This window comes from Mycobacterium sp. IDUB_5 (assembly GCF_055419565.1).
Genome location: NZ_JBVAXX010000002.1, coordinates 30,051 through 56,863 on the forward strand (window position 1 = coordinate 30,051; position 26,813 = coordinate 56,863).

General features: G+C 67.3%; 25 protein-coding genes and 2 pseudogenes. 9 read left to right on the forward strand and 18 right to left on the reverse strand.

Annotation, left to right across the window (positions count from 1 at the left end; translation table 11 throughout):
• The first annotated feature begins 65 nt into the window (after nucleotides 1-65).
• A complete protein-coding gene (locus ACZY1G_RS05160; RefSeq protein ID WP_463821807.1) occupies nucleotides 66-1,403 on the forward strand; it encodes an MFS transporter in 1,338 nt (445 codons plus the stop codon).
• Here ACZY1G_RS05160 and ACZY1G_RS05165 read toward each other — a convergent pair.
• From ACZY1G_RS05165 to ACZY1G_RS05180, 4 genes are all read right to left on the reverse strand, one after another.
• Complete coding sequence (locus ACZY1G_RS05165; protein WP_463821808.1) at nucleotides 1,375-2,016, reverse strand: GntR family transcriptional regulator; 642 nt, start codon at nucleotides 2,014-2,016, stop codon at nucleotides 1,375-1,377. The two genes, ACZY1G_RS05160 and ACZY1G_RS05165, sit on opposite strands and share 29 nt — an antisense overlap.
• A gap of 144 nt (nucleotides 2,017-2,160) precedes the next feature.
• Nucleotides 2,161-2,640 (reverse strand): J domain-containing protein, encoded by a 480-nt coding sequence (locus ACZY1G_RS05170; RefSeq protein ID WP_463821809.1) that lies wholly within the window; start codon nucleotides 2,638-2,640, stop codon nucleotides 2,161-2,163.
• Between the two features lie 194 nt (nucleotides 2,641-2,834).
• Nucleotides 2,835-3,464: a TetR/AcrR family transcriptional regulator gene (locus ACZY1G_RS05175; RefSeq protein WP_463815697.1), complete on the reverse strand. Its 630-nt coding sequence runs from the start codon at nucleotides 3,462-3,464 to the stop codon at nucleotides 2,835-2,837.
• Between the two features lie 165 nt (nucleotides 3,465-3,629).
• Entirely contained in the window at nucleotides 3,630-4,511 is an 882-nt protein-coding gene (locus ACZY1G_RS05180; RefSeq protein WP_463815696.1) for an alpha/beta fold hydrolase, read from the reverse strand.
• Nucleotides 4,512-4,686: 175 nt separating this feature from the next.
• Between ACZY1G_RS05180 and ACZY1G_RS05185 the strand changes: the two genes are divergently transcribed.
• Entirely contained in the window at nucleotides 4,687-5,310 is a 624-nt protein-coding gene (locus ACZY1G_RS05185) for a TetR/AcrR family transcriptional regulator (protein WP_463815695.1), read from the forward strand.
• Nucleotides 5,311-5,329: 19 nt separating this feature from the next.
• On the opposite strand, the gene ACZY1G_RS05190 is transcribed toward ACZY1G_RS05185, so the two are convergent.
• Together ACZY1G_RS05190 and ACZY1G_RS05195 are read right to left on the reverse strand one after the other, a co-directional pair.
• A complete protein-coding gene (locus tag ACZY1G_RS05190) occupies nucleotides 5,330-6,166 on the reverse strand; it encodes an SDR family NAD(P)-dependent oxidoreductase (RefSeq protein ID WP_463815694.1) in 837 nt (278 codons plus the stop codon).
• A gap of 51 nt (nucleotides 6,167-6,217) precedes the next feature.
• Nucleotides 6,218-7,090, reverse strand: a complete 873-nt coding sequence (locus ACZY1G_RS05195) for a Gfo/Idh/MocA family oxidoreductase (protein WP_463821810.1) — start codon at nucleotides 7,088-7,090, stop codon at nucleotides 6,218-6,220.
• 158 nt (nucleotides 7,091-7,248) lie between these two features.
• Between ACZY1G_RS05195 and ACZY1G_RS05200 the strand changes: the two genes are divergently transcribed.
• Entirely contained in the window at nucleotides 7,249-8,166 is a 918-nt protein-coding gene (locus tag ACZY1G_RS05200; RefSeq protein ID WP_463821811.1) for a zinc-binding dehydrogenase, read from the forward strand.
• A 296-nt stretch (nucleotides 8,167-8,462) separates the two neighbouring features.
• Here ACZY1G_RS05200 and ACZY1G_RS05205 read toward each other — a convergent pair whose 3' ends face one another.
• The 8 genes and pseudogenes from ACZY1G_RS05205 to ACZY1G_RS05240 form a co-directional block, all read right to left on the reverse strand.
• Nucleotides 8,463-9,308, reverse strand: coding sequence for a hypothetical protein (locus ACZY1G_RS05205; RefSeq protein WP_463815691.1), 846 nt, complete (start codon nucleotides 9,306-9,308; stop codon nucleotides 8,463-8,465).
• Entirely contained in the window at nucleotides 9,308-10,384 is a 1,077-nt protein-coding gene (locus tag ACZY1G_RS05210) for a DNA adenine methylase (protein WP_463815840.1), read from the reverse strand. Before ACZY1G_RS05210 ends, ACZY1G_RS05205 begins: the two co-directional genes overlap by 1 nt.
• Nucleotides 10,385-10,487: 103 nt before the next feature.
• Nucleotides 10,488-12,965 (reverse strand): zinc metalloprotease, encoded by a 2,478-nt coding sequence (locus tag ACZY1G_RS05215; protein ID WP_463821812.1) that lies wholly within the window; start codon nucleotides 12,963-12,965, stop codon nucleotides 10,488-10,490.
• A gap of 40 nt (nucleotides 12,966-13,005) precedes the next feature.
• The gene (locus ACZY1G_RS05220) at nucleotides 13,006-13,782 is read right to left on the reverse strand and encodes a peptidoglycan-binding protein (protein ID WP_463821813.1); all 777 of its coding nucleotides are present in this window, start codon (nucleotides 13,780-13,782) and stop codon (nucleotides 13,006-13,008) included.
• Nucleotides 13,783-14,189: 407 nt separating this feature from the next.
• Nucleotides 14,190-15,248 (reverse strand): annotated as a pseudogene (locus tag ACZY1G_RS05225) (YeiH family protein); the annotation flags it as partial.
• Between the two features lie 61 nt (nucleotides 15,249-15,309).
• On the reverse strand, nucleotides 15,310-15,462 hold the full coding sequence (locus ACZY1G_RS05230) for a hypothetical protein (RefSeq protein WP_463815688.1): 153 nt from the start codon (nucleotides 15,460-15,462) through the stop codon (nucleotides 15,310-15,312).
• Nucleotides 15,463-15,540: 78 nt separating this feature from the next.
• Nucleotides 15,541-16,074 carry a hypothetical protein gene (locus ACZY1G_RS05235; protein ID WP_463821814.1) on the reverse strand — a complete coding sequence of 178 codons (534 nt, stop codon included), beginning with the start codon at nucleotides 16,072-16,074 and terminating at the stop codon, nucleotides 15,541-15,543.
• A 32-nt stretch (nucleotides 16,075-16,106) separates the two neighbouring features.
• The gene (locus tag ACZY1G_RS05240; protein ID WP_463821815.1) at nucleotides 16,107-16,346 is read right to left on the reverse strand and encodes a hypothetical protein; all 240 of its coding nucleotides are present in this window, start codon (nucleotides 16,344-16,346) and stop codon (nucleotides 16,107-16,109) included.
• A 169-nt stretch (nucleotides 16,347-16,515) separates the two neighbouring features.
• Here ACZY1G_RS05240 and ACZY1G_RS05245 point away from each other — a divergent pair, with 169 nt between their 5' ends.
• From ACZY1G_RS05245 to ACZY1G_RS05255, 3 genes and pseudogenes are all read left to right on the forward strand, one after another.
• Nucleotides 16,516-17,676, forward strand: a complete 1,161-nt coding sequence (locus ACZY1G_RS05245) for an acyl-CoA dehydrogenase family protein (protein WP_463822205.1) — start codon at nucleotides 16,516-16,518, stop codon at nucleotides 17,674-17,676.
• A 15-nt stretch (nucleotides 17,677-17,691) separates the two neighbouring features.
• Nucleotides 17,692-18,798, forward strand: a complete 1,107-nt coding sequence (locus tag ACZY1G_RS05250) for an acyl-CoA dehydrogenase family protein (RefSeq protein ID WP_463821816.1) — start codon at nucleotides 17,692-17,694, stop codon at nucleotides 18,796-18,798.
• Nucleotides 18,799-18,836: 38 nt separating this feature from the next.
• Nucleotides 18,837-20,506, forward strand: a pseudogene (locus ACZY1G_RS05255) (NAD-binding protein).
• Here ACZY1G_RS05255 and ACZY1G_RS05260 read toward each other — a convergent pair.
• The 3 genes from ACZY1G_RS05260 to ACZY1G_RS05270 are packed head-to-tail and all read right to left on the reverse strand — an operon-like array spanning nucleotide 20,499 to nucleotide 22,811.
• On the reverse strand, nucleotides 20,499-21,380 hold the full coding sequence (locus tag ACZY1G_RS05260) for an LLM class flavin-dependent oxidoreductase (RefSeq protein WP_463815838.1): 882 nt from the start codon (nucleotides 21,378-21,380) through the stop codon (nucleotides 20,499-20,501). The pseudogene ACZY1G_RS05255 and the gene ACZY1G_RS05260 sit on opposite strands and share 8 nt — an antisense overlap.
• A gap of 43 nt (nucleotides 21,381-21,423) precedes the next feature.
• On the reverse strand, nucleotides 21,424-22,092 hold the full coding sequence (locus ACZY1G_RS05265; RefSeq protein WP_463815683.1) for a sterol desaturase family protein: 669 nt from the start codon (nucleotides 22,090-22,092) through the stop codon (nucleotides 21,424-21,426).
• Nucleotides 22,089-22,811 carry a FadR/GntR family transcriptional regulator gene (locus tag ACZY1G_RS05270; RefSeq protein ID WP_463815682.1) on the reverse strand — a complete coding sequence of 241 codons (723 nt, stop codon included), beginning with the start codon at nucleotides 22,809-22,811 and terminating at the stop codon, nucleotides 22,089-22,091. Before ACZY1G_RS05270 ends, ACZY1G_RS05265 begins: the two co-directional genes overlap by 4 nt.
• Nucleotides 22,812-22,970: 159 nt before the next feature.
• Between ACZY1G_RS05270 and ACZY1G_RS05275 the strand changes: the two genes are divergently transcribed.
• The 3 genes from ACZY1G_RS05275 to ACZY1G_RS05285 are packed head-to-tail and all read left to right on the forward strand — an operon-like array spanning nucleotide 22,971 to nucleotide 25,790.
• The gene (locus ACZY1G_RS05275; protein WP_463815837.1) at nucleotides 22,971-24,263 is read left to right on the forward strand and encodes a sensor histidine kinase; all 1,293 of its coding nucleotides are present in this window, start codon (nucleotides 22,971-22,973) and stop codon (nucleotides 24,261-24,263) included.
• Complete coding sequence (locus tag ACZY1G_RS05280) at nucleotides 24,251-24,895, forward strand: response regulator transcription factor (RefSeq protein ID WP_463815681.1); 645 nt, start codon at nucleotides 24,251-24,253, stop codon at nucleotides 24,893-24,895. Before ACZY1G_RS05275 ends, ACZY1G_RS05280 begins: the two co-directional genes overlap by 13 nt.
• Before the next feature lie 22 nt (nucleotides 24,896-24,917).
• The gene (locus tag ACZY1G_RS05285; RefSeq protein ID WP_463815680.1) at nucleotides 24,918-25,790 is read left to right on the forward strand and encodes a DUF4097 family beta strand repeat-containing protein; all 873 of its coding nucleotides are present in this window, start codon (nucleotides 24,918-24,920) and stop codon (nucleotides 25,788-25,790) included.
• Here the strand turns inward: ACZY1G_RS05285 and ACZY1G_RS05290 are convergent.
• Nucleotides 25,787-26,806, reverse strand: coding sequence for a nitronate monooxygenase (locus ACZY1G_RS05290; protein WP_463821817.1), 1,020 nt, complete (start codon nucleotides 26,804-26,806; stop codon nucleotides 25,787-25,789). The two genes, ACZY1G_RS05285 and ACZY1G_RS05290, sit on opposite strands and share 4 nt — an antisense overlap.
• Between the last annotated feature and the right edge of the window lie 7 nt (nucleotides 26,807-26,813).

A 26,813-nucleotide genomic window follows, 5' to 3' on the forward strand; every position in this document is an offset into this window, starting at 1 on the left:
ACGAAGAGTATGGTACGTCACATGGTCGCCTGACGCGCGGCCCACACACGAAGAGGATTGGTTCGATGACGGCCCAAGCAGCCGATAAAAGGAGCCTGACCAAGGCTTTCGCCGCCAGCCTCACCGGCACAGCGCTCGAGTGGTACGACTTCGCGGTCTACTCCGCCGCCGCCGCGCTGGTGTTCCCGGTGGTGTTCTTCCCCGAGAGTGACCCTCTGACGGGTACGCTCTTGGCGTTCTCCACCTACGCCGTCGGCTACGTCGCACGGCCCATCGGCGGATTCGTGTTCGGCCGTCTCGGCGACATCATCGGCCGCAAACAGCTTCTGGTGATCACCCTGCTGCTGATCGGCGTCACCACCTTCGCCATCGGCCTCATCCCCAGCTACGCCTCGATCGGCATCGCAGCGCCCATCCTGCTGGTGGCCATGCGATTCGCCCAGGGTGTCGCCGTCGGCGGTGAATGGGGCGGTGCGGTGCTGCTCTCCAGTGAGTACGGCGATCCGAGACGACGCGGCTTCTGGGCCTCAGCGGCTCAGGTGGGCCCGCCCGCCGGCAACCTGCTGGCCAACGGCGCCCTGGCCGCGTTGACCCTGGCCTTCTCGGAGGAGCAGTTCGAGGACTGGGGGTGGCGCCTCGCCTTCCTGCTGTCCGCAGTTCTGATCGGCTTCGGGCTGTGGATCCGGCTCAAGTTGGAGGACACTCCGGTGTTCAAGGCGCTCCAGGAGAGCGGAGACCGCCCCGAGGCACCCATCAAGGACGTCTTCACCACCCAGACCCGGCCGCTGATCGCGGCCATTCTGTCGCGCATCGCCCCGGACGTGATGTACGCCTTGTTCACTGTCTTCTCCATCACGTACGGCACGCTGGAGCTCGGCATGGAACGCAGTCAGGTGCTGATCGCCATCCTGATCGGCTCGGCGTTCCAGCTCGGACTCATCCCACTGGCCGGCGCGGTGTCCGACCGGTTCAACCGGCGCATGGTCTACGGCGTGGCCGCCGTCGGCGGGGTGATCTGGACGCTGATCTTCTTCCTGTTGATCGACACCGCCTCGTTCCCGCTGCTGGTGCTCGGCGTGGTGATCGGCTTGGCGTTCCACTCGTTCATGTACGGCCCGCAGGCCGCCTTCGTCACCGAGCAGTTCACGGTGCGGCTGCGCTCGACAGGCGCCTCGCTGGCGTACACGATCGCCGGGGTCTTCGGCGGTGCCATCGCTCCGCTGCTGTTCACCTACCTGTTGGACGCCACGGGCGGCTGGCCCGCGATCTTCGGCTACATCGCGGTGGTGGGCGTGCTCACCGTGATCGGCTTGGCGCTGGGGCGTGACCCCGACAGCTCCGAAGAGGAGCACTACCGGGAGATCGCCGAAACCACTACGCCTGCAACAGAATCTGCAAAGTGACCCGCAGATGCTCGTCGATGGCGCGATGAGCCTGGTGCTCGTCGCCGCCGGCCAGCGCATCGACGATGGTGCGGTGCTCGGAGCAGACGTCGCGCCGGCGCTCGTGCCCGTGCAGCAGCGCGGTCAGTCCGACCCGCAGCTGCCGGGCACGCAGCCCGGCGTAGGTACGCGAGAGCAGGTCGCTGCCTGCGGCGTCGATGAGGATCTGGTGGAACCGGGTGTCCAGTTCGATGAAACGCTGCGCGGCACTGTCGTCGTCGGAGGCGCACAGGTGGGACTGATCGATCAGCGTTGACTCCATCTGTGCCACCGGCGCCCTGTCTGCGCGTAAGCAGGTCGACGCCGCATGGCGCTCCAATGCCCCACGCAGATCCATCAATTCGGTGATCTGGCGGCCGGACATCGCGGGCACGAACACCCCGCGCTTGGGCACCATCTCGACCAGACCCTCGGCCTGCAAGGTCAGCAGAGCTTCCCGGACCGGGGTGCGGGACACACCGATCTGCGTGGCCAGCTGTTGTTCGTTGAGGAACGTTCCCGTTGCGGCCGGCGAACTGAGCACCTGGTCACGCAGATAGGCATACGCGCGATCCCGACCCGACAGGGGTTGCATACTGAATGTATACCTTATCCGTCGGGCGAATCGGCGGCCTCGTCGGCGGCGTGACGTCTTCGGAGGAAGACCACCATGAGCAGTGCCGATCGATTCGACGTGGTGGTGATCGGCGGACATGAGCGGGCGGCAACCGCACCTCGGTCATCGCCGAGCAAGCAGCTCCTCGTACGCCAACCGCCCGCGCGTGAACGTCAACGCATCGCCACCCCGGTCGGGATGGTGACGGGCGGCATAGCGCCGCCAAGCACGGTTCAGGTCAGCCGCGGTGTGGACCTCATCGAGCCCTAGCACCGACAGCGGATCACTCGGTGGCGCAGGCAGTTCCGGCACCTTCATCCGCGGCGGCGCATCGGCTCCCTCGGAGTGCGATGCCGCAAAACCACTGGACGCCTTCTTGCCCGGCACTTTCTTGCCGGGCACCTTTTTCGCAGCCTTCTTACCTGGCGCTTTCTTGCCGGGCGCCTTCTTGGCCGCTTTCTTGCCGGGCGCTTTCTTGCCCGGCGCCTTCTTCGCCCCGGCCTTCTTGCCGGGCGCCTTCTTGGCGGCTTTTTTGCCTGGCGCTTTCTTGCCCGGCGCCTTCTTGGCGGGCATGTTCCCGCCACTCCCAACCAACTCGCTCATCGGCTGCTCCTTCACACGCTGGCTCGGGCAACCGACGCTATCGGTGAGGGCTGAAGTAAACCTGAAGACCGCGCCGTGAGAACCCGACACGAGTACTGAACCGCTTCGACCACGTGTCGCGGAGTCCGGCGAAACCGTCGAGCGGATCGCCATTCTCGAGGTTCTCATCCCCGGGTCGTCGACGAACCCAGCCGTCAGGCCCCCGGGTTCAGCGCTATCGCGCGTATCCCCATGTCGGCGACCACGCGCGCTTCGGCGTCGTCGAGTGGCCCCAAGCCGTTGAACATGCGAAACACCACGGGCCCGAACAAGAAGTCGACAGTAAGGTCCGGATCGAGGTCGGGTCGAAGCTGGCGGTTCCCCTGCCCTTTTCGGATGAGCGCGACGGTAGCGGTCCGCCGTTCCGAGAAATAGGCGTCGCGCAGCGTAGCCGTGCCCTTGTCATGACTCGGGGCGGCGCCGAGCACCTGCGCAACCACCCGGCCCCGCGCGCTGCCGTAGAAGCGGGCCAGCCTGACGACCTGGTCGAAGAGATCGTCTACAGCGTTGCCGGTATCGAGAACGGGCACAGCCCCGGTGACGATGTCACCGTAGGCCGCCGCCGCGAGATCGAAACCGTTCGTCCAGTGCTTGTAGATGGTGGCCTTGCTGACACCGCTACGACGAGCGACTTCATCGATGGTGAAGCCTGCCACTCCACGTTCATCCAACAGGCCGACGGCGGCGTCGAGGACGGCCTGCCGCGATTGGGCGCTCACCGGCCGGCCGCGCTTGCGAGGAGGAAGGGCCGGATCGGCACTGGCTGGCGCCTTCGAAGCTGACATGCGCCCATCGTAAAACTGAACGATGCGTTTGCTTGAGATGCGCCGTGTCTCTCGTGGGTCACCCCGACGTCGGCCTGCTTTCCAGCGCCGAGATGGTCGACCAAGCGCACGATGTGCGCGAGCGGTTGTCAGCGGCGAGCGTGCGCCGGTGCGCGGTGGCCACATTCAACGTGCGCGGATTGCGTCGGCAACCGCGCGCGGCGCCTCGTGCTGGGGGAAGTGGCCGACACCGGGGAGTTCGACCACCTCGGCGCGCGGCAACACGATTCTGGCGTGTTCGAGTACGTGACGACCCGACACCGGATCGTTCAGTCCCCACACGAGTTTCAGCGGGCCGGGCCACTCGGCGAGCGCGGCCTCCCACTGCTGGTGGTGCTTCGCGCGTTCGGCGTTGTATTTGATGTGCGCGTGGGCGAGCTTGTGACCGTCCAGGTAGGACATTCCGACCCAGAGGTCGTCGAATTCGGCATCGATGAGGCCGGTCCCCCGCACGGCGTCCAGTCCCGCGCGTGTCCGGTCCGCCGTGATACGACCGGCGACGAACTTGCCGATGACCGGCATGATGAGCAGCTGCTGCAACCGAGTGGGTCGGTAGGCGCTGTAGACGATGCCGCAGTTCAACACCACGACCGACTCGATCGTGAACCTGAGGCGATGCGCGGAGATGCGTTGCAGGAGTTCTTGACCGACGATTCCCCCGTAGTCGTGAACGACCAGACGCACCGCGCGGACGTCGAGGTGGGCCAGCAGGTCTTCGACAATGTCGGCGGACTCCGTCACCGTGTAGCGGTAGCCCCGGGGTTTGTCCGATACGCCGTATCCGAGAAAGTCCATGGTGATCACGTCGTGGTCGCGCTCCAGGTCCACAGCCACGGCCGCGTAGTCGTAGGACCAGGTCGGAAAGCCGTGCAGCAGAAGCAAAGTCGGCCCTTCACCATGACGGCGGTAGGCGATGCGGTGTCCGCGGCGGCTCGTGAACGTCTCGTTGTCGCCGATCCATTCTCGCGCCGTCGGCACGCTGGGTACGGAGCGTTCGTCGTCGGTCATGCGCCGGCGGTCCTTGTCGAGATGATCGTCATGGCTTCACACTTCCTCGGACCGGCGTGCGTTGATATGCAGCATCTACTTTAGATACATAAACGTATCAGAATGCAGACCTGTCGAATAGATTTCGATCCTGGGATACGCTGATCGGCAGGCCGGACGGAGGGAGCAGGGATCCATGCCCCGCTTGACGCGCGCCGAGCAACGGGCGGTGACGCGCCAGCGCCTCGTCGAGGCCGCGGGCCGTGTGTTTTGCCGGGTGGGTTTCGAAGCCGCGCCAATCGACGTCATCGCAGAAGAGGCGGGCTACTCGCGGGGCGCCTTCTATTCCAACTTCGAGTCGAAAGACGATCTGTTCGTCGAGCTCCTGGGCCACCATCTCGACGTCGAGGTCGCCACCCTGAGCCGCGCCCTCGACCGCATCGAGACTGCCGCCGATCTCGCTCCCGCGATCGAACGGCGCTATCAGGTGCTCGGCAACGACAGCAGCTGGTGTCTGTTGACCACCGAGTTCCAGCTGTACGCGATGCGCGGCGGCCCCAAAGCCGTTCAGTTCTCCGAGATCTACGAAAGCTACCGACAGCGCCTCGCCGAGCTGATCGCCAGCCATTTTGATCGCCTGGGCATCACCTCCGACCTGAGTCCGTACGAGTTCGGCGTCTCGCAGATCGCCCTGTCCCATGGACTGGCGCTCCAACGAGCAGCGAACAGTTCCCTGGATTCGAGCCTTCCCGCCCGCGCACTCGCGATGTTCATCCGGGGGGCTATCGCCCAACCCGCCGACACTCCACACACTCGCTAGGCGCAGCACGCAAGTTCGCTCAGGCCGACGCGAAGTCGGTCGCCGCTGCGCGGGTCCGCTGAGCCTCGACGGTCTCCGCCAGCGACGCCGCTTTCTGCTCGAACAGGGCGACGCTGTCACTGCCGAGCGGCAGCCGAAGCGGCGGATCGTCGGCTACAGCCAGCGCACGGATGGCTGACACCGCTTTGACCGGGTCTCCCGGCTGCTTGCCGTCGAGGCCATTGATGGCGTTCTGCAGTGCGCCCACGGTGTCGGCGTAGGCGTCGGTGGACTTTCCTGGCCGACGCTGGTCGTGGTGCGCCAGGAAATCGGTGCGGAACGATCCGGGTTCGACGACGGAGACCTTCACGCCCAAAGGCGCGAGTTCTGCGCGCAGCGCCTCGCTGATGGCCTCGACAGCGAATTTTGTGGCTCCATAGATTCCGCGCCCCGCTCCGACCGCGATGCCGGCGCTCGAGCCGATGTTGATGATTCTGCCCGACCCCTGCACGCGGAGAGTGGGCAGTACAGCGCGAGTGACGTTCAGCAAGCCAAAAACGTTGGCATCGAATACCGCTCGCACCTCCTGGTCCGAGACCTCCTCCACCGCGCCGAAGATTCCGTAGCCGGCGTTGTTGACCAGAACGTCGATGCGGCCGAATCGCTTCAGCGCGGCGTCGACCGCCGCCACTGCCTGCGACTCGTCACTGACGTCGAGGGCGTGAATCAAGAGTTGATCGCCGGCGTCTGGGAACGCCGCAGCGATGCCCTCCGGCCGGCGCGCAGTCGCGACGACCTGGTCGCCCGCCTCCAGTGCCGCCGCCACCATCAGATGGCCGAAGCCACGAGATGTCCCCGTGATGAACCAGATTGACACAGTCCTTCTCTCCTTCAATTCTTCGATCGACACCGGTTGCATTCGTCGGCGTCAGGACGGCCGTCCTGCGACCGCGTCCGCGACAGCCGCGGCGAACTCGTCCGGCGCCTCCACCGGGGTGAAGTGGCCGCAGTCGACGAGGCGGAAGTCCACCTCGACGAAGTAATCCTCCAGGTGGTCAGCCCATTCGGGCCGTATCAGGGCGTCCGCACCCGGCCACAGCACGATTGTCGGTGCAGTAATGCGGGCGTCGCGTCCGGGTGGCGTCTCGTGCAGCGCCTGACTCACCGCGCCGGCTCCGGCACGGTAGTACTTGACCGAGGCCACCATCGCCCCCGGCTCGGCGTAAAGCATTGTCAGACGCGAGATCTCGGCATCGTCAGGACGATAGTCCGGCCTCGTCCAGTGATTCCAGAAGTAGCTTAGGTACGAGTGCACGGCGTCGGGCCGTGCGTCGCGTGTCTCCTCGATCAACGGGAGTTGATGAAAGTTCTGATACCAGTACTCGCGTTGCACGTCAGGGTCGAGGATGCGGGTGCCGACCCCCGGCAGCGGGGGTGACACTACGAGACGGTCGACTCTGGCGATCTCGGCAGTCTCCTCCACCGTCGAGGCCACCGGCCATTCGGTGATGACGTGTTTGCCGGCGCGAAGGGCGGCGACGATCAGCTCGTGATGGGACGACACGGTGGTGGCCACCGCCACGATGTCCACGGCCCCGTTGCGGATCAGGTCGAGCGGGTCCCCATATGCGGCGGGTGCGTCGAAGGCGGCGGCGGCTGCGTCGGCGGATTCTTGGCGCCTGGTGGCCACTGCGGCCAGTTCCAGGCCTGTCAGCGCCGCGATGGCGGGTACGTGGGCAGCACGTGCCCATCCGCGCTCCGCATTCGCCGCGATCAACCCAACTTTCAGATCTCCGGTCACGAGTGCCTCCCTTGGTTCCATAATTCTAAACGATTCGTTCAGTTTATATCTCTTTGGTCCTTAACAAAACGATCCGTTTAGAAATTTCTCGATGTTGGCCTGCGGACGCAGGTCGGAGCGGCGGGAATAAGCTCCCGACCACCAGGTTTGAAGCAAGAATGCGTGCTGTCGTCTACGACCCGGACCAGCCCTCCAAGCTCCGCGTCGCCGATGTCGACGAGCCCGTCACCGGTCCATCGGAGTCGCTTGTCGACGTCCGATCCTTCGCCCTGAACTTCGGGGAGCTGCACTGGATCGACGGGATGCGTCAGCCAGGGGAGGTACCCGGGTGGGATTCCGCCGGAGTGGTGTCCGTTGCCGCGGCCGACGGTTCCGGGCCTCCCGTCGGCGCTCGGGTGGTCGGTTTCGGCGGCCAGGGCGGGTGGGCGCAACGCCGCGCGATCACCACTGACAACCTCGCACTGATTCCCGATCCGGTCGACTTCGGCACCGCGGCAGCCGTTCCCGTCGCGGGTGTGACGGCCCTGCAGGCCCTGCGCGCGCTGGGATCGGTGGTCGGCAGACGTGTCCTGATCACCGGCGCGTCCGGTGGCGTCGGCAGGTTCGCAGTCCAGTTGGCCGCACGCGCGGGCGCTCACGTCGTCGCGGCGGTCGGCTCGCGGCCGCGTGGTGCGGGGCTCACAGAGCTCGGCGCGGCCGAAGTGGTGGTCGGACTCGACGGTGTGGCTCCGGTGTTCGGGGTCCTCGAGAACGTGGGCGGCTCTCTGCTCACGGAGGCCTTCGGTCTGCTGTCCGACGGTGGATCACTGCAATCGATAGGTATGGCCTCCGGCGCCCCGTCGACGATCGACTTCGAGGCCGCCCGCAGAACGGGTGCGCGAAAGCGTCTGGAAACTTTCATGATGCGTGCACCTCTCGCACCGGATCTGGAGTACCTGCTGGGGTTGATCGCATCGGGCGACATCGATCCTCAGGTGGGGCTGCGCAGGTCGTGGGACGAGGTGTCCGACGCCGCGACAGCACTGCTCGGCCGGCAGGTGGCCGGCAAGGCAGTCCTGGACATCCCCGTCGAGTAGGTTCGCCGCCGAGCACGGGCACACCGCGTGAACCGTGCCCGGCCGGCGCTCCGCGTCTTCGTGTCCGCCGATCGGTGGACACCCTGCTCCCCCGCTACTCCGGCTGATCGGCGGATACGCCCGCGGTCAACATCAGGGCATCGTCATCTGCAGTGCCACAGCAGGTTACGACACGACAGGGAGCCCATGATGACATCGGCGAACAACGGCAGCGGGAGAACGTGGACCGCGATACTCAATTGCTACGCACAGGCTTTCGGCGTCATCCCCGCACCCGCGGACGGCGCCGACGTCCTTCATCCCTCGCCCAGCCCGAGCCGCGTTGCGGCGTCATGTAGATCGACGCGGAACTGATCGAGGCTCGCGAGTGTGTACATACCGTCGATGTGATCGTTGGCCCACAAACTGTGGATCTTCTTCAGGTCGGATTTGCGCCGATGCCAGCCGATGCCATCGATGACCGCGAAGACGTACTGGCGCGGCAACCGCACCTCGGCCATCTCCTCGATCTCACGCACCGCATCGGTGAGCTTGCTGCCCGTCGAGTCGAAGCCTTTCGCCGCCACGACGATCGACGCGTTGTCAGCGTCAGGCACGATCAAATCGGCCGGCGCCGTACGCCCCTGGCGCCCCGTGAACCGCGAGCGCTGCGCGTGCGGCAGACCCAGATCGGCTGCAATCGCTGAGATCTCGTCCTCGATCCGGCGACCCGACGCCTGCCCCCCTGACGCGGTCGCCCGCGGCCCGGCCCGCGCGATCAACACATCAGCCAAGCCATAGGTGCGGTTGCGCTGCATGCGCAGCAGCCGCAGCAGGTCGAATTGCTCGTCGAGCATCGCGACGAGCTCGGCCGGCCGTTTCCGCGCCAGCGTGACGAACCCGGCCGTGCCGAACTCCGTGGTCAGCGCCGCCTTGAGCTTCTCCTGGCCGAGCCCCACGGTCAGACCCAGCACGTGCACCGACTGAGGATTCCGCTGTGTCCACTCGGTCAGCGAGGCCGCGTCGATCTCGGCGAGCTGCTCCAGACTGGCCACCGCCTCGCTGATCGCCTCGGCTTCGGGCGTCGACGCCGTCGGATCCACGATCGCGGTCAGCCGCCCCAGCGACGCCACGTAGTCGTCGAAGGCGACGGCACTGCTCATCAGTCCCGCCCGATGAACAGGTACTCACTCACGTCGCGCCGGGCGGCCGCCACATGCGTGCCGAAGCTGTACTTGTGATCGATCGCGATCACCTCGACCGACGGCTTGACCTTGCCCAGCAGGTCACGGATGCGCGCCGCCCCCGGGATCGCGTTCGACGAGTACGACAGCACGATCGCGCCCGCGTCGGCGAAATGCTCGAACGACCGCAGCAGCGCGTCTTCGATCGTGCGTTTGTAGGCGAACGGCGTGAAGCGCTTCTCCAGCTTCTTGGTCTTGGTGTGCTCCATGATCGTCACATCACGCCAGTACACGGACAGGCCTTCGAGGAAGTGGTAGCGCTTGATGTAGTCGTTGTCGTCGCTGGGCGGGGCGTACGGCGGGTCGAGATACACCAGATCCGGTGTGTTGTCGGGGATTTCGAACACATCACCGCGGCGGGCCCGGCTGCGTGTGCCGTTACTGAACACCGTCGCGTTGTAGTCGAGCGCGCGTTCGCGGAAGTGGTCGCGCAGCGACAGCTTCAGATCGCGGCGCCCGTCGGCGTACTTGGTGCCGTCGGTGAAGGTGAAGACTCCGCGCGGTTGCTTGCGCGCCGCCGACAGCACCAGTGCGGAGATCGCGAGATTGCGCCGATGGCCCGTCAACGTGTCGATGTGCGACCACGCGGAATCCAGGAACTGCCGATCCTCGGGCGTGAAGTACAGACCGTCGAAGGTGCTCTGGATGAAGTCACGGTCATCAGCCGGCGGCCCGCAGATCGCCTCGATCAGATCCTGGTCGAGTTTGACCGAGGAGTTCTGCACCGTGGCCGCTGCGATGACGGCCGGGAAATTCAGGAAGTCGTTCGAAGTGACCGCGAAGCCCTGCACCTTGAGCAGATAGGACACCACTCCGGACCCCGAGAACGCGTCGACGGCGGTGTCCCCGCCGATCTCGGCGAAGACGCGTTCCAGGTGCGGCAGGAGCCGATACTTGGATCCCATGTAGCGCAGCCGGGGGAAGCGCTGCGCCTTGGCGACGACGTCCGAGGACGTCAGATCAGATGCGCGCGCCACGGACACAGATTCCCACACATCGGCCCGCTTTCCCGGCACGCTCACCGCCGCATGTTCGCGAACGCGCTGAGGTCTATCGGTTCATTCATCACAGTGCCGGTCACCCTAGCGGTGACCACCGTCAACCTGTGCTGTCGCTGGAGTCCGTCCCCGCCGAACTCGCATCCGCCGTCGAGTCCGCCGACGCGGTCGCAGCCGTCGTGGGATCCGCGGTCGCGACCGTCGACGTCGACCCCGCCGTGGTCGTCGGTGCGCTCGACGTCGACGGAGCCGCCGTCTCGGTCGCCGACGCCTCGGCCGCCGCGCTCGGTTCCGGCTCGGCACCGGTCGGAGTGGCCGTCTCCGACACCGTGGGAACGGCGCTGGTCGACGTGGCGGTCGTCGGCGGCGAGGACGACGTAGCGGCCGCCGTCGTCGGGGTCGCGAACGTGCCTGGCTGGTCTTCCTCGACGATCGCCTTGATCTCGTCGGTGTAGGCCTCCAGCTGCGGTTGGATGTCGGCGATCTTCACCTGCCCGGCCTCGATCTGCGCCTGGAACGCCGCCACCCTCGACCACACCTCGTCGATCTTCGTCATCGCCGCCGGCGAGAGCGGCTCGTCGATGGTGATGAACAGCTGCTGCGCGAGCCCATAGGTGAGGCAGTTGATGCAGTCGTAGTTCAGTGCGCCCGCCAGGTTCTGCGGGGTGGCGACGTTGTTGTTGGACTCGTCACCGTCGATGACGAACACCACCTGGTACGCCACGGCCACGGCACCGCAATTCCGGCACGACGCATAGGCTTCAGCGTCGTTGATGTTCTCCGCGTACTCCTCGTCGGTCTGCCACACCAACGCGAAGGCCGTGTCATAGACGACGGTGTTGTTCGTCGTGTTGACCGCGAGTGCCTGGTTGTCGTCGGGCCCGGGGGTCAGTGGCTTGTCGACGGGGAAGACCCACCCTTTGTCGGCGACCGTCGTGATCGGAGCCGAGGACCCCGCCGCGCCCCCGGAACGCAGAATCCGCGGGATCAGCACGACCATCAACCGTGGTTGCCCCGCTGTCGGCAGCGGGCTGCGGGTGTCCCACATCGCCCGCATCACGCCGCGCTGACCGGGGCTGATCGTGCGGGTCGCGGCGACCGGCCGGGTGGGCGCAGACCGCTGCGGCGGCGGTGAACCGAGCCGCTCGAGCCCGACCGCGTAGGCGATGTCACCGATGGTGCCGCGTTCGTAGGGCTGGATCGGCCGGTACGTCGATTCCCCCGGCCACCACGCGTACGCCACCCCCGTGGCCATCGCGGTACCGGCAAGCAGCGCGAGCATCCGCATCGCGGGCTTCCCCGTGGTGGCCTTCCACGTGCCGAGCGTGGTCTGCCTCAGGAACCGCACCAGCATGTAGAGCACACCCGCAACCGGGATGACGATCGCAATGATGGCCAGCACGCGGGCGGCCATCTGGATCACGTCGCCGCCATCCCACGCCGCCAACAGCACGTCCTTCTGGGTACCCAGCGCCGACCACGCCGAGCCGAGCAGCCGGGGCAGCGCGAGGACAGCGCCCACCAGCGCGATCAACAGCATCGGTACGACGACCATCACCCAGACCGTCACCAGCATTCGCGCCCAGGGCTTGAGCATGCCGGCGTGCGGGTCGCCCCACCGCCAGGGCAGCAGGCCGAGCAGAGTGGGCTTGATCCGCGAGTACAGATCGGGCACCCCGGTGAGGTCAGCCAGTACGTGGTAGCCGTCGAAGCGGACCATCGGCGCGAGTTGCCGCAGCATCTGCAGGATCTGGGTGGCGACCACGAGCAACAGCGCGTCGTAGCGCAGCCACAGCCACAGACCCGTGATCGCCACGGCGACAATCGCATTGAAATAGAGCCCACCGAGATCGGTACGCACCCGAGCTCGGCGGCCCAGCCGGTAGGTGTCGGTGACGTCGGTGTAGAACGCTGGCCACACAAGGTAAACGCCGAAACCCATGGCCCCCGGTGTCGCACCGCCGTATCGGGCCGCGGCGGCGTGGCCGAACTCGTGAAAGCCCGCCGAGAGTACGGTGACGACGAAAACCAGGATCAGCAGGCCGGGCCGTTGGAATGCGTCATAGGCCGCGTGCGCCAACCCCTTTCGGAGAAAGACCCACCAGCAGACGACGGCGAAGACGACGAGCAGCGGCACGACCATCCACGGCCGGAACAGGAAGCGGAAGGGGTCCGTCAGCCGACGGGTGCGCTCCGGCTCGGTGACGGCGTAGCGAAAGCGCAACCCGAGGAGAGGGTTTCGCTTCTTCGTCGCGGGCTGCGTCCCGTCGGGTAGCACCAGCAGGCCCAGGGGCCGCAGCTGCTTGTCGACCAGATGGCCGATGTTGTCGGCCGAGACATCCCGGCCCGTCTCCTCTGACACCGCGTTCGCCACCTCGTCGGGTGTGCGGGACCCGTCGATCGCCCGCAGTGTCGCGTACAGCAGTGGTGTGAGTTGGATCGTCTGCCCGTCGGCGCGGAGGACCAGGGAGGGCGGGACCTTGTAGCCCGACCCCGCCATCTCCCCGATCAGCTCGACCCCATCGGCGCGCTGCAGTACCTCCTGTGTGGGCACCGACCCCTCGCTCGTCACGGTCACTGTTCGAACCTTTCGCCGTGAGGAGTGTGTGCGCGCCTGATCAGGCGGCCGAACTACTATCGCTCCCTGCAGAACTCGTGCCGGCGCTGGCGCCACTGGAGGTGGCGCTCGAGGCGCTGTCGGCCGTTCCGGGGGTGCTGCCCTGGGCGATGCTCGACGTCTGATCGGAGTCGGCGGTCGCGTGCACGTCGTTCATGGTCTGCGTGATCGTGGCGTCCTGGATGGACACCGCATCGGCCGTGGAGTCCCACGACCCGATGTTCGCGGCGACACCGGCGTTGATGGGCGCGGCCACGTTGGCGTTGGCCGCGACGCCGCCAGCGATCGGTGCGGCGAGATCGGCGTTGAGGTCGACGTTCACATCGACGTTGAGCAGCGCACCGTCGGCGAAGGTGCCGGTTCCGGTGTCGACCGTCGCACCGGTGTCGGCGTCGGTGTCTGTCCCCGTGTCCGCGCCGGTGTCGGTGACCGTGCCGGTCGACGTGTCGCCGGCCTGGTCGATGGCGCTGTCCTGAATCGACGACGCATCGGCTGTGACATCGTCCATCGATTGCATGATCACCACGCCGCCGTCGGCGGAGTGCGTCACCATGGCGTCGGCGCCCGACCCGTAGGTCAGTACATTCGCCCCTGCGCCCGCTTGGATGGGGGCGGCGACATTGAGGTTGGCGGCGGCCGACAGGTCGATCGGCGACGCGGCGTCGATGCCCACGTTGATGTCGGCGTTGACGTCGATGATCGAGACGACTTCCTTGTCGGGAAGCGCGATGCCGACCTCGGCCTGCAGCTCCTCGGGGGTCAATCCGTGATTAGCCATGGTTCCTTCTCCTGCGTTCAGCGCCGTCCCCGCCGCGACGATGCGGGGTCATTCATTCGTGCGCTGAGTGCTCTATTGACAGCGATGTCAAACCGGTTTCGGAGAAAATTCTCAGAAATTAGCAATTCTACAGAATTGCTGTCTACAGGAGTCGATGGATAGAAATACCTGTCAGACAGGTGATTCCGTGTTCAACGAATTAGCAGTTCGTCGAAAAAATTTCTGGGTGCCCCCGCGGTCACGTTCTCACGTCGGGTTAGCTGATCTCGGTCGCGCTCCCGTCCGCGCGACCTCAGCGTGAGCCAGGAGTGGACTTTGCCGCCGAGTGTTCGCTTTACGACGTGACTCGCGAGTGGACAGATCAGAGTGCGTGCACTCGGCGCCCTATCGGGACCCCTATCGCCTCGTCAGTGAGCGCCTACGCCCCAACCAAGTACCCGAGACGTCACCAGCACCAGAGCCAGCGACACCGCCGCCACGACGACGAGTCCGATGACCGCCACGACCAGCGGGCGCCATCCGGCCCGTGCCAGTTCGCGGAAGTTCGTGTTGAGTCCGACGCCGGCGAATGTCAGCAGGAACGCCCACTTCGACACGTTCCCCAGGTTGGTGATCTGCCCCTTGTTGATCAGGTGCGCGGTGGCCAGTGCGGACACCACGAGGAACCCGAGGACGAACTTGGGGAACTTCTCCCACACGAACGCGGCCTTGGCGCGCACCCCCGGAGCGATGTGGTCGGCTTCCCCGCGCGCGGCCCAGTAGAGCGCGAAGCCCAATACGACGAAGCCGATGAGCGCATTGCGCACCGACTTCACCAGCACCGCGATCTTGCCGGCCTCGTCGGAGTAGAGGAACCCCGTCGCCGTGGTCTCAGCCGTGTTGTCGACGGCGAGCCCGGCCCACAGTCCGAACTCGTGATCGGTGAGCCCGATCGCATGGCCGAGAGGCGGCAGCGTGAACAACGCCACCGCGCCGAGTGCGAGGATCGCGGCGATCGCGTAGCTCACCTCGGAGTTGCGCGCGCGGATGGCGCCCTTGGAAGCGATGATCGCCGAGACACCGCAGATCGACGTACCAATGGCCAGCAGTGACCCCAACTTGCCCGACAATCCGAACAGTCGGGCAGCGAGAATGATGATCGAGCCGGCGATCGCCATGTCCAGCACGATCTGCACCAGGGAGACGCCGCCCAACTTGATCACATCACCCAGCACGAAGCGGGCCCCCAGGGCGACGATGCCGAGCTTGAGCCAGAACTCGTAGGTCTGCACCCCGGGTCGGAAAACGCGATGCACGCCAACGGTATTGGCGATCACCAAACCGATGACGATGGCCCACAGGACGTACTCGATGTCGGGCACAGTCCAGTGCTCGTGCTTTGCCAACGCGTTCCACCCCACCTGCGCATACTTGCCCGCCACGCCGACGGCGACGAGCAGCAGCAACCCCGGTAGGTAGGTGAGAGGGTTACGACCGGCTGAGGCGTTCCGCTGGTGACCGGCCTCCTGAACGACATTGCTCATCGGTTCACCACGGAACTTTCGGGAGCACGTCGGCCACCGCCAGGGCGACGATGACGCCTGCCACGATGGTCGCCCACCAGTCGAGGCTCAGACCTGCGAACCTCTGTTCATCTGTTGACTGGGGTGCGTCGGGCGCCCCCTGATCCGTACCGGTCACCAGCAAGGTGTAGCCCCGGCAGTCTCACATCGACCAGGAAAAGACTCGGCGTGATCCGAGAGGACTGGCGCGTCGGAGCTAGGAACCCAGCTGTTGATCCAGCGCGGCCACCTGGTCCTTGCCGTACTGCGTCGCGAGGTCGGCAGGCACCGGATCATTGACCGGACCGTCGAACTCCACGTCGACCGCGGCGTTACCTCGCGTGAACATCAGCACGCCGACGGACTGCGATCCGTTCGGCGACAACCCGGTCGTCCACATCGCGCCAGGAGCGACGTCGACGGGCCCGGGCTGCGGATTGGCGACCACGCCGCCGAGGCCGTCGCGCCAGGCGTTCATCGCATCGGTGGCCGCCTGCGGCGACGCCAGCACCAGGATCTTGGTCGTGATGCCACGAGTGCCGTCCCGGTGGTTGAACACCTGCTCGACGCCCGGTTGACCGCCGGGGTCGAGCACCGGTGGCACGGCCACGTAGGCCGTCGAGTCGGTGGAGGTGTTCGGATTGACGGGCAGCGTGTCGTAATTCGGTGCGGCCGAGGCTGTTCCGAGTCCGATGGTGAGCACGGCCGACGCGGCGGCCAGTCCCCCGAGGGAGATAGCTGGAAGTTTCATCTGTTTCTCCGCAGTGTTCGAGGGTCGTCGGGTCAGCAGGGGTAGCACGCGAAGCCGCGCCAGCCGTCGCGCCACGTCCAGCCGGGGCCGCAGCCCATCCAGCCGGTGGACCCGTAGCAATCGAGCAGCTGCACCGTTGGACGCTCGGGGACGGGCGCGGGAGCCGGCGCGGGAGCGGGGTTGGTGAGCTGTGCCGCGGCGGCGGTAGGCGCCCCCAGTAGTGAGCCGACGATGAAGGCCGAGGCCCCGACTGTTCTCGCGAGTCTGCGCATGTCTAATCCCCTCTTCAGACGAGTTGCGAACACCTGCAGAGGTTACGCGTCCATTTGACGTCGCAAGCAATAAAACGCGCGCAGAAATGACATCGCCAGCACTGCGCGAAGGGGGTGCCAACCAAGTGGTTAGTCTGCAGGGAGTCCACCGATGGAGCAGGAGGCCGCCATGCAGCTGGCACTGACACCCGAGGAAGCCTCGTTCCGCGACGAGCTTCGCACCTTCTACCGGACGGAGATCCCCGCCGAGATCCGGGAACGCAGCCGCGCCGGTACGGAGATCACCAAAGACGACATCGTCACCACTCACAAGATCCTCAATGACCACGGCCTCGCGGTGCCCAGCTGGCCGGTCGAATGGGGCGGCAAGGTCTGGACGCCCACCCAGCACCAGATCTGGTTGGACGAGATGCAGCTGGCGTGCGTGCCGGAGCCGCTGAACTTCAACGCCAAGATGGTCGGTCCGGTGATCGCCGAGTTCGGCTCCCAGGCAGTCAAGGAGCGGTTCCTGCCGCCGACGGCTTCCCTCGACATCTGGTGGTGCCAGGGCTTTTCCGAGCCCGAGGCGGGGTCGGACCTGGCCTCACTGAGGACGACCGCGCTGCGAGACGGCGACAGCTACGTGGTCAACGGACAGAAGACGTGGACGACACTGGGCCAGTACGCCGACTGGATCTTCTGCCTGGTGCGCACCGATCCGAACGCGCCGAAGAAGCAGGCCGGCATCTCGTTCCTGCTGATCGACCTCGACACCCCCGGCATCACGATGCGGCCGATCAAGCTCATCGACGGCAGCGTCGAGGTGAACGAGGTGTTCTTCGAAGACGTCCGGGTGCCCGTCGAGAATCTCGTCGGCGAGGAGAACCAGGGCTGGTCGTATGCGAAGTTCCTGCTCGGCAACGAGCGCACGGGCATCGCCCAGGTCGCCCGGACCAAGGTGCGCCTCGCCGAGGTCAAGGAGCGCGCGAAAGCCAGCGGCCTGCTCGAGGACCCGCTGTTCGCCGCCCGGTTGGCCGAGGCCGAGAACGACGTGCTCGCGCTGGAATTGACGCAGATGCGGGTCGCCTCGGGCTCCAAGGGCGGCAAGCCCAACCCGGCGTCGTCGGTGCTGAAGCTGCGGGGCAGCCAGCTGCAGCAGGTCGCCACCGAACTGCTGATGGAGGTGGCCGGGCCCGACATCCTGCCGTTCCCGACCGACGCCGACATCGCGTCCCCCGAGTGGGCGCAGCACAGTGCACCGCGCTACCTCAACTACCGCAAGACCTCGATCTACGGCGGCAGCAACGAAGTGCAGCGCACCATCATCTCGTCGACCATCCTCGGACTGTAGAGACAAGGCGAACTCATGGACTTCCAGTTCAGCGAAGAACAGACCCTGCTGCGTGACACCACCCGCGAGATGCTCACGCGCGCTTACGATGTCGAGAGCCGCCTCAAGGTCCTCGACACCGACCAGGGCTGGAGCCGCGATGTGTGGGGCCAGCTCGCCGAAACTGGCGTGCTCGGGCTCGGTTTCGACGAAGACGCCGGTGGTCAGCTCGAGATCCACGCCGTGCTCGTCGAAGTCGGCCGCCGGCTGGCTCCCGAGCCTCTCCTGCACGCGGCCCTGGGCCCGGGTGCGGTGATCGCGGAGGTCGGCACTGCCGAGCAGCGCGCGCTGCTCGACGAGGTCGCCGCCGGCGAGCGGCTGCTGGCGTTCGCCCACAGCGAGCCGGGGATGCGCCGGCCCACCGCGACGGTTTCCACCACCGCCGCACGCGCGGGGGACGGCTGGACGGTCAGCGGCACCAAGAATCCTGTGCTGGCCGGTGATTGCGCCGACACCCTGGTGGTGTCGGCCGCACTTCCTGACGGCGGCACCGGGCTGTTCCTGGTCGACGCGGGCGCCGCGTCACGCAAGCCCTACAAGACCTTCGACGGCCAGCGCGGCGCCGAGATCGACCTCGACGGTGCCGCGGCGGAGCCGCTCGGCGATGCGGTCGACGCATCGGCGGCCGTCGAGCGCGCCCTGGTGCGGTTCTCGTCGGGTCTGTGCTCCGAGGCGCTCGGAGCAATGGAAGAGGCGCTGCGGTTGACCACCGAATACCTCACCCAGCGCAAGCAATTCGGCGTCACGCTGAGCAAGTTCCAGACGCTGACCCAGCGCGCGGCGGACATGTACGTCTCGCTCGAACTGGCCCGCAGCATGGCGCTGTACGCGGCCATGTCGATCGCCGACGGTGACACCAGTGCGACGATCGGTGCGCGAGCGAAGGTGCAGATCGGCCGGTCGGGCCGTCACATCGCCCAGGAAGCGATCCAGCTGCACGGCGGCATCGGCGTCACCGCCGAGTATCCGGTGGGCCACTACGCCGCCCGGCTCACCGCCATCGAGCAGACGCTGGGTTCGGCGCAGGATCACCTGCACACGCTGGTCGGCCAGCTCGGCGAGTACGAGGTCGTCACCGTCTAAATCCTGCCGGGCAGCGCCACATTGCGTAGCCTGCTGCAATGGTCGGCCACACCATCGTCAGCGGCGGCGACGCGCTGGCGATGCGCATCGCCGAGGAGTTGCGTGGCGCCGGCGCGACGGTGACGGTGATCGATCGACCCGATCAGCTCACCGCTGCCGGCGTCGCGACCGCCACCGCCGTCGTGTGCGCAGGGCCGGATGACGCGGACAATCTCGAGATCGCGCTGCTGGCACGCCGTTTGAGCCCCACGGTGCGGGTCGTGGCCCGCCTCGCCAACACCGTGCTGCGGGAGGCGATGGCCGCCGGCAACGGTCCAGGTGCAGTGCTCGACGTGGCCGATCTCGCCGCCCCGTCGGTGGTGGAGCGATGCCTCGCCCGCACCACACACTCGATCGCGGCAGGCGATCTGCGCTTCGTGGTCTCCGGCGCGGCGATGCCCCGCGCCGGCACGCTGCGCGAGATCCACGGGGACCTCGCCCCGGTGGCCGTCGTGCACGGCGACCGGAGTCCGACACCGGGAGCGGTGACGACGTGCCCGGGACGCGATGTGCACGTCGACGAGGGCGACTGGGTCGCGATGATCGGCACCGCGGGAGAACTCGACGAACCGGACACCGCTGCCCGGCCCCGCCCCCGGCGTTCCCCGATGACCCGAATGGCAAATGCGGTGAGAGCTTTTCGCGAGGACGTCAACCCCAACTTCTATCGCGCGCTGTCGGTGTCGATGAGTCTGCTTCTCGGGTCGACGATCCTGCTGTGGTTCTCCTACAACAAGCCGGGATGAGCTTCGTCGATGCGCTGTACTTCTCCACCGAGACCATCGCCACCGTCGGGTACGGCGACTTCAGCTTCAGCGATCAACCGACCTGGCTGCGTCTGTTCAGCATCGTGTTGATGTTCGCCGGCATCACCACCACCGCGGTATTGATGGCGTTCGTCGCCGACCTGTTGCTCTCGCGGAGACTGGCGTATTCCGCGGGCCGGCGCAAGGTTCGCGAGCTGCAGAGCCACATGATCGTGGTGGGCCTGGGGTCGTTCGGTATTCGGGTGGCGACCGACCTCAAGGCCGCCGGCCACGACGTCGCGGTGATCGAGCTCAACGACGAGAACCGCTACCTCTCGGCTGCTGCCGACCGCGGCATCCCAGTGATCTTCGGCGACGCCACGCTGCCCTCGACACTGGAAGCGGCGCGCATCGACGAGGCCAGGGCGGTGGCGGTTCTCACCGACGCCGACGTCGTCAACATCGAGACGGCCATCGTCACCCGCGAGCACCTCAAGGACCGCGCCGGGGTACCGGTGGTCCTGCGAGTCTTCGACCGCGCGCTCGGCGCGGCGGTGGCGCACCGATTCGGCTTCGACACCGTGCTGTCGACCGTCGAGTTGGCGGCGCCCTGGTTCATCGGAGCGGCGCTGGGCCTCACCGTCTTCGGGACGTTCTCGGTCGGCCAGGCGTCGTTCATGGTCGGCGGAGTCCGCGTGGACCCCGGAAGTGAGCTCGATGGCATCCGGATGGCGGAGCTCTCGACACAGACCCGGGTGATCGCCATCGTCGGCGGCGACGGCGCCCGTGAGCTACACCCACGACGGGACTCGCAGCTGCAAGCCGGCGACACTGCTTATCTGGTCGGCCCCTACCGCGAACTGCTCGCCACCCTGAGCAAGGGGCGCGGCCGGTCGCCCGCCGGCACGCCGGCGCTCAGCTGAGGTCCGACACCACCTCGGCGACCTGCCGCAGCTGCTCGAGGTCGTCACTGGTGGGGATCAGATGGATCTCGTCGGTTCCGATGTCGGCGAATCGGCGCAGAACAGTGCGCAATTCGTCCTGCGTGCCGGCCCAGCCCGTGGTCGGGGCCATCGCGTCGACGATCTCGGCCGGTATCCAGTTGATGTAGCGCCGCAGGTGCCGGTGCACCTGCTCGCGCGGGGCGGTCCCGTCACCGATCGCGAACCAGAACGAGGTGGCCAGGTGCGGTGCCGGCTTGCCCGCGTCCCGCCACGCGGCGCGTGCGACGTCGAACAACTCGTTCTGGGCGGCCGTGTTCAGATCCAGGCTGGTGCCCGCCAGGCCGGCAGCCCAGCTCGCAGCACTGCGCAGCGTCTTCGGACCCGTTGTGCCGACCAGCAATTCGGGCCCACCCGACTGCACGGGTGGTGGCCCCACCGGCAGCGTCGCACCGGTGACGTTCTCCCCCGCCCAGACCCGCTGCATGACAGCGACCCGGTCGGCGAGCTGTCGCATCGTCTGGGTCGCCGGGTCGGCGCCGACAGAGCGGTAGTCCTCGTGTCGCCCGCCGACACCGATCCCGACCGTCAATCGGCCATCGCACAGCAGATCGCCGGTCGACAGCGCCTTGGCCAGCATGACGGGATCGTGCAACTGCGGGATCACCACCGTCGTCACCAGGCGCACCCGATCCGTCCACGCGGCCAGGGCTCCGAGCAGTGTCAGGGTCTCCGGATTGTCGAACGCGATCCGCTCACCCCAGCACAGCGAGGAGAACGGCCCGTCGTCGACCACCCGCGCCCACGCCCGCAGTGTCGCTCTGTCCAGGTCGGGTTCCATCACCGGCATCGTCATCCCGATACGCACGCCGGAATTCTGACATGCGGGTTGTCACGATCTACGCCGGTTGGCCGTGCAGGTTCTTGGCGGTCGGCGACGTCTCGACGGCCGCGGGGTCCGGACAGGTGCCCAGCACCCGGTCGGCGGTGCCGGCGCTGGTGACGGTGAACCAGTAGTGCTCGTTCTTGAAGTGGTGCTGGCGATGATTGCGCCACACCGCGCGAAACACAGCGGTTTTGGGCTTGTAGTCGGAGTGCACCAGGTAGTGGCACCACTCGTAGCACAGCCCCAGCACGGCCAGGAACGTGAGGAATGTCAGGCCCAGGGTTGTCCGGGGAAATGCCGACAGCGCGACAGCGACTGACACCGGCAACACCCACAGCAGCGCAGGCCACGGGATGAAGATCAGTGCGACGTGCCGCGGATCGACGTGGTGTTCCCGGTGTTTGCGAGCGAGCAGGGAGTCGACGCGTAGACCACCGATGCGGCGGGGCTTCCAGTGCAGGATGCACACGTGGACAACCCATTCGAAGAAGGGGAACACGGCGAGCATCACGGCGGGCACGACGGCGTCGGCCCAACTCCACTCGCCGAGCCACAGGCGCGCGGTGGCCGCGACGACGAGGGTCGTGCCGATCATCCACGGGGACGGGTGCCGTACGAATTCGCGTACGGCGTCCCCGAGGGTGAACTGCCGGCGGGTGGGTCGGACGCGTGCGCTGGTCAAAGCTTCTCCTCCAGATGGGCCAGGGCGGTGAGCAGGGCGGTGGTCGCCGGTTCGAGTAGGCGACGGGCGTGGGTGGTGGCCGCGTTCGCGTCTCCGGCGATCACGGCGTCGGCGAGATCGCGGTAGTCGTCGACGCGCTCGACTTCGGCTGCCATGACGGCAGCCAGGGCGGGCAGAACGGGTTCGTAGGTGGCGCGCAGTGTGTTGAACATCAGCCGGAACGCGATCGAGTCAGCACAGTCGACGATGTGATCCCAGAAGTCGAGCGCATACCGTTGCGCGGCAATGGGATCGGCTTCACCGGATAGCGCGGCCAGAGCCTGATCGAGGGTTTCGCGCGCGTGTGGGCCGCCGCGCTGGGCAGCGAGTTCGGCGACCTTGGGCCCATTGTGCAGCCGTGTCTCCAGGATGCTGCGCACGACATCGAGGTCCAGCTCTCCTCCGCGCATCAGCAGTGTGGGGAGCAGGTCGAGGCCCGCGGTGCGCCGGAAGTTGCGCACGGTGGTGGCGTCGCCCTGGCGCACCTCGACGAGACCTGCGGCGGCCAGACGCTTGAGCGCCTCGCGGATCGCGGGACGCGAGACGCCCAGCACTTCGGCGAGCCGCCGCTCGCTGGGCAGGGCCTCTCCGGGTTGCATCTCGCCGCTGAGCACGTCGGCGACGATCTGGTCGAAGACGTCTTCGGGTACCGAACGACGGTTCACGGGGCGCAGCGCCATGCCCCCACCTTGCCCTGCTGACGGCCAGGCGGTCAAGTGGTCAGACCAGCAGTCTTCGGCTGGCCGGGGGTTATCCCCCGCTGGACTGGCGGGAAAACGCCGTCCCGCCCTCGCGTTGTGATCCCTAGGTTGGTGGACATGACCGCACCAGCTGCCACGATGATCGAGCCGGCACCCGACATCGCGACGCCACCGCCGGCTCCGCGCACTGCCACCGTCGGCGTGGTACCCACCGCCTCGATGATCACCGGCGCCGCGATCGCCACCGTCTGGTTCTGGATTCCGTTGACACTGTTGATCATCGGCGTCTCGTCGATCCCGAGCGTCATCGGCTTCGTCCTCGCCGCCGTGGTGTTCACCTACCTGATGCGCGGTGTCGAGCGAGTCGAACGGGTGCGCAGCGAGGCAGTGTTCGGCATGGGCATCGGCATCCCGCCGCGCCGACTCTCCCCGCACGCCGGCTTCCAGCGCTGGGCGCACCAGATTCTGCTCGACCTGGGCAGCGCCCGCTTCTGGAAGGCCGTGGCCCACCACTACCTGCGCATGACCTACGACATCCTGGCCACCGGCCTCGCGGCCGCGCTGTTGGTGTTCGCGTTCCTCGCACCCGCCGCCGCGATCGCGATCGGCAACAGCGACGCCGACGCCGGTCTGTCGTTCCTGCCCACACCGGTGGCCCTGCTGTTGGCGGTGGTGGCGCTCGCCGCGGCGGGCGTGCTCCTGGTCTACGCCCCTGCCCTCGACGCCACGATCGACCGCTGGCTGCTGACCCCGTCGCCGACCGCGCACCTGCAGTACCAGGTCAGCGCCTTGGCCGATGCGCGGCAGGGCGCGGTCACCTCCGCCCAGACTGAACGCCACCGCATCGAACGCGACCTCCACGACGAGGTGCAACCGCGCCTCGTCTCCCTGGCCATGACGATCGGACTGGCCCAGACGAAACTCGACACCGACCTGCCCGCCGCCAAGGCCCTGATCGCCGAAGCCCATGACGAGGCGAAGAACGCCCTCGTCGAACTGCGCAACGTGGTGCGCGGCATCGCGCCGACGATCCTGGCCGACCGCGGTCTCGACGCGGCACTGTCTGCGGTGGTGCAACGCGCGACGACCTCCGGTGTGCCGACCACGTTGAGTGTGCACCTGCCCCGCCGCCTGCCCGACGAGGTCGAGGCGTGCGCGTACTTCGTCGTCGCCGAGGCCTTGACCAACGTCACCCGGCACGCGGGCGCCAACCAAGCCGCCGTCACGGTCCGCCTGGACGGGGCCGCACAGCAGCTCCACGTCACGGTTTTCGACGACGGGCGCGGCGGTGCGCAGATCACCGGCGACGAGAACGCCACCGGACTACGCGGCCTCGACGAGCGGGTGCGCGCGGCGCGCGGCATGTTCACGGTGTCCAGCCCGGTCACCGGTCCGACGATCATCACCGCGGTGCTGCCATGCGCATCGTGATCGCCGAGGACTCCGCGCTGCTGCGGGCAGGTATCGAGCGCATCCTCACCGACGCCGGTCACGACGTGGTGGCCGGGGTTCCCGACGCGACCAACCTGCTGCGCCTGGTCAACGACACCCGGCCGGATCTCGCGATCCTCGACGTGCGGATGCCGCCCACCTTCACCGACGAAGGCATCCGCGCCGCAGCGCTTCTGCGCAGCCAGAACCCGGAATCCCCGGTGCTGGTGCTCTCGCACTATGTCGAGGAGCGCTATGCCGCCGAGCTGATCGCCTCGGACACCCGCGGCTTCGGCTATCTGCTCAAGGACCGGGTGGCCGACGTCCCGGCCTTCCTCGACGCGGTGGCCGTCGTCGGAGCCGGAGGAACCGTGCTCGATCCGGAAGTGGTGTCGCAGATACTCGTTCGCTCACACCGCCGTAACACCCTGGACGCGCTGACGCCGCGCGAACACGAGGTCCTGCAGCTGATGGCCGAGGGCAAGACGAATTCGGCGATCGCCACGGTGCTGCACATGTCGGTCGGTTCGGCCGAGAAGCACATCGCCTCGATCTTCGCCAAACTCGGCCTGGCCCCCGACGACAGTGGCAACCGGCGCGTTCTCGCCGTCCTGCGATACCTCGAATCCTGAACGCGTGAAAGGACTTTCCATCATGACCACAGTCGCCACCCCGCCCACTCCGCCACCCGTCGTGTCTGCCGGCGGCCGCACGGCCATCCGCTCCCTGCTGATCGTCGCCGCGACGGTCCTGGTCGTCGGAACGGTGGCGTCGCTCGGCGTCACCGCCTGGGGCGTCAGCTCGTTCCGGGTCGTCGCCGACAGCGCTGCCCTGCCCGCCGCTCTGCGCTCGGTGACCGTCGACACCGGTTCCGTTCCCGTCGTCGTGCGCATCAGCACCGATCGGGAGGCTACGACACCGCGCGTCGACATGAGGATGGTCAATTCAGTTCGTGCAGGCTCGGATCCGCTCTCCGTCGCAGCCGACGGCACGTCGGCCCGGGTGACGATCGACGCCGAGCCGTCCGCGCTGCTGAACTGGGGCCGCGCATCGCAGATCACGGTGGTGCTCCCCCCGGAGCAGGCCCGCCGCACCACGGTGACCACCCAGCAGGACACCGGCGTGGTGATGCTCGAGGCCGACATCGACCGACTGGTGGCCCGCACCCGCGACGGCGCGGTGGTTCTCGGGGGCGCCGCGCGCGACGTCGACATCACCGCGCAGAACGGCGACATCGATACGCGCGCCGCGGTGTCGGTGTCGGAGACCTTCAAGGCCACCACCCAGAGCGGCGACATCGACGTCGAATTCTCCGGGGCACCCAAGACGCTGGACGCAAGTACCGAGAACGGCGACGTGACGATTGCTCTGCCGCCGCCCGGACCGTACGTCGTCGACGCGACGACGGGCCAATCCTGGGGTTCCACCGTCGTTCGCGTACCGCAGACCCGGGATCCGAACGGCGCCGCCTCTGTGGTGAGCGTGCGGTCCGAGACCGGTGACGTCACCGTCGATCAGCTGAACTAGCCGCCCGCGAGCTTCTCGATGATCGCGGCGACCGGGGCGGGTTCGGCGAGGCGGAATCCGGTGCCGGCCCAGATGTTGGTGCCGTGCGGATCACCGGCCCGCACCGCGGCTGCCCGCAGCGGACTCGTCAGATAGTGCACCTGCGGGTAGGCCAGCGGTGCCTGCTCATCGTGGTCGTCGACGAAGCGATTGCGCAGGCCGCGCGCGAAGCGTCCCGAGAATGCCTTCGTGACAACCGTTTCGGTGAAATCAGGGCTCGTCAGCGCGGCCCGGTGCACCGGCGTGCTCCCGGCTTCGTCGGCCAGCAGGAACGCCGTGCCCAACTGCGCCGCGACCGCCCCGAGGCGCCGCACCCGCGCGATGTCCGGGGCCGTCATCAGGCCGCCCGCCGCAACCACGGGAAGCTCGAGAGCGGAGCCGATCTCGACCAGCAGATCGTCGAGTGGCTGCTCGGCCGGGCACGCCTGCGAATCGAAGGTCCCGCGATGCCCACCGGCGGCGGGTCCCTGCGCGACGAGAACGTCGACGCCGCGGTCGGCAGCCGCCCGCGCCTCGGCCACTGTGGTGACCGTGCCCGCGACGGTGATGCCGGCGCCCCGCAGGCGCGCGATCTCGCCGGCGCTCGGCAGCCCGAAGGTGAAGGACGCCAACGCCGGCCGCAGATCGAGGAGCACGTCGAGCTTGCCCTGCCACGCGTCGTCATCGATGCGTGGCGCACCCGCCGCGACGCCATAGCGCTCGGCATCGGGTCCCAGCTGCGCGGAGTATCGCTCGAGGGCATCCGCACTGCCGGTATCCGGACCGGGCACGAACAGGTTCGCGCCGACGGGCCCTGACGCCAAGCGCATCGCCGCCCGGAGCCTTTCAGCGAACCCATCGGGGGTGAGGTAGCCGGCCGCGACGAACCCGAGTCCGCCCGCGTTGGTGCCTGCCGCGGCGAGCTCAGGTGTCGATGGCCCACCCGCCATCGGGGCGATCGACACCGGTGCGGTCAGATCACGAAAATCGAAGACCATCAGTGCT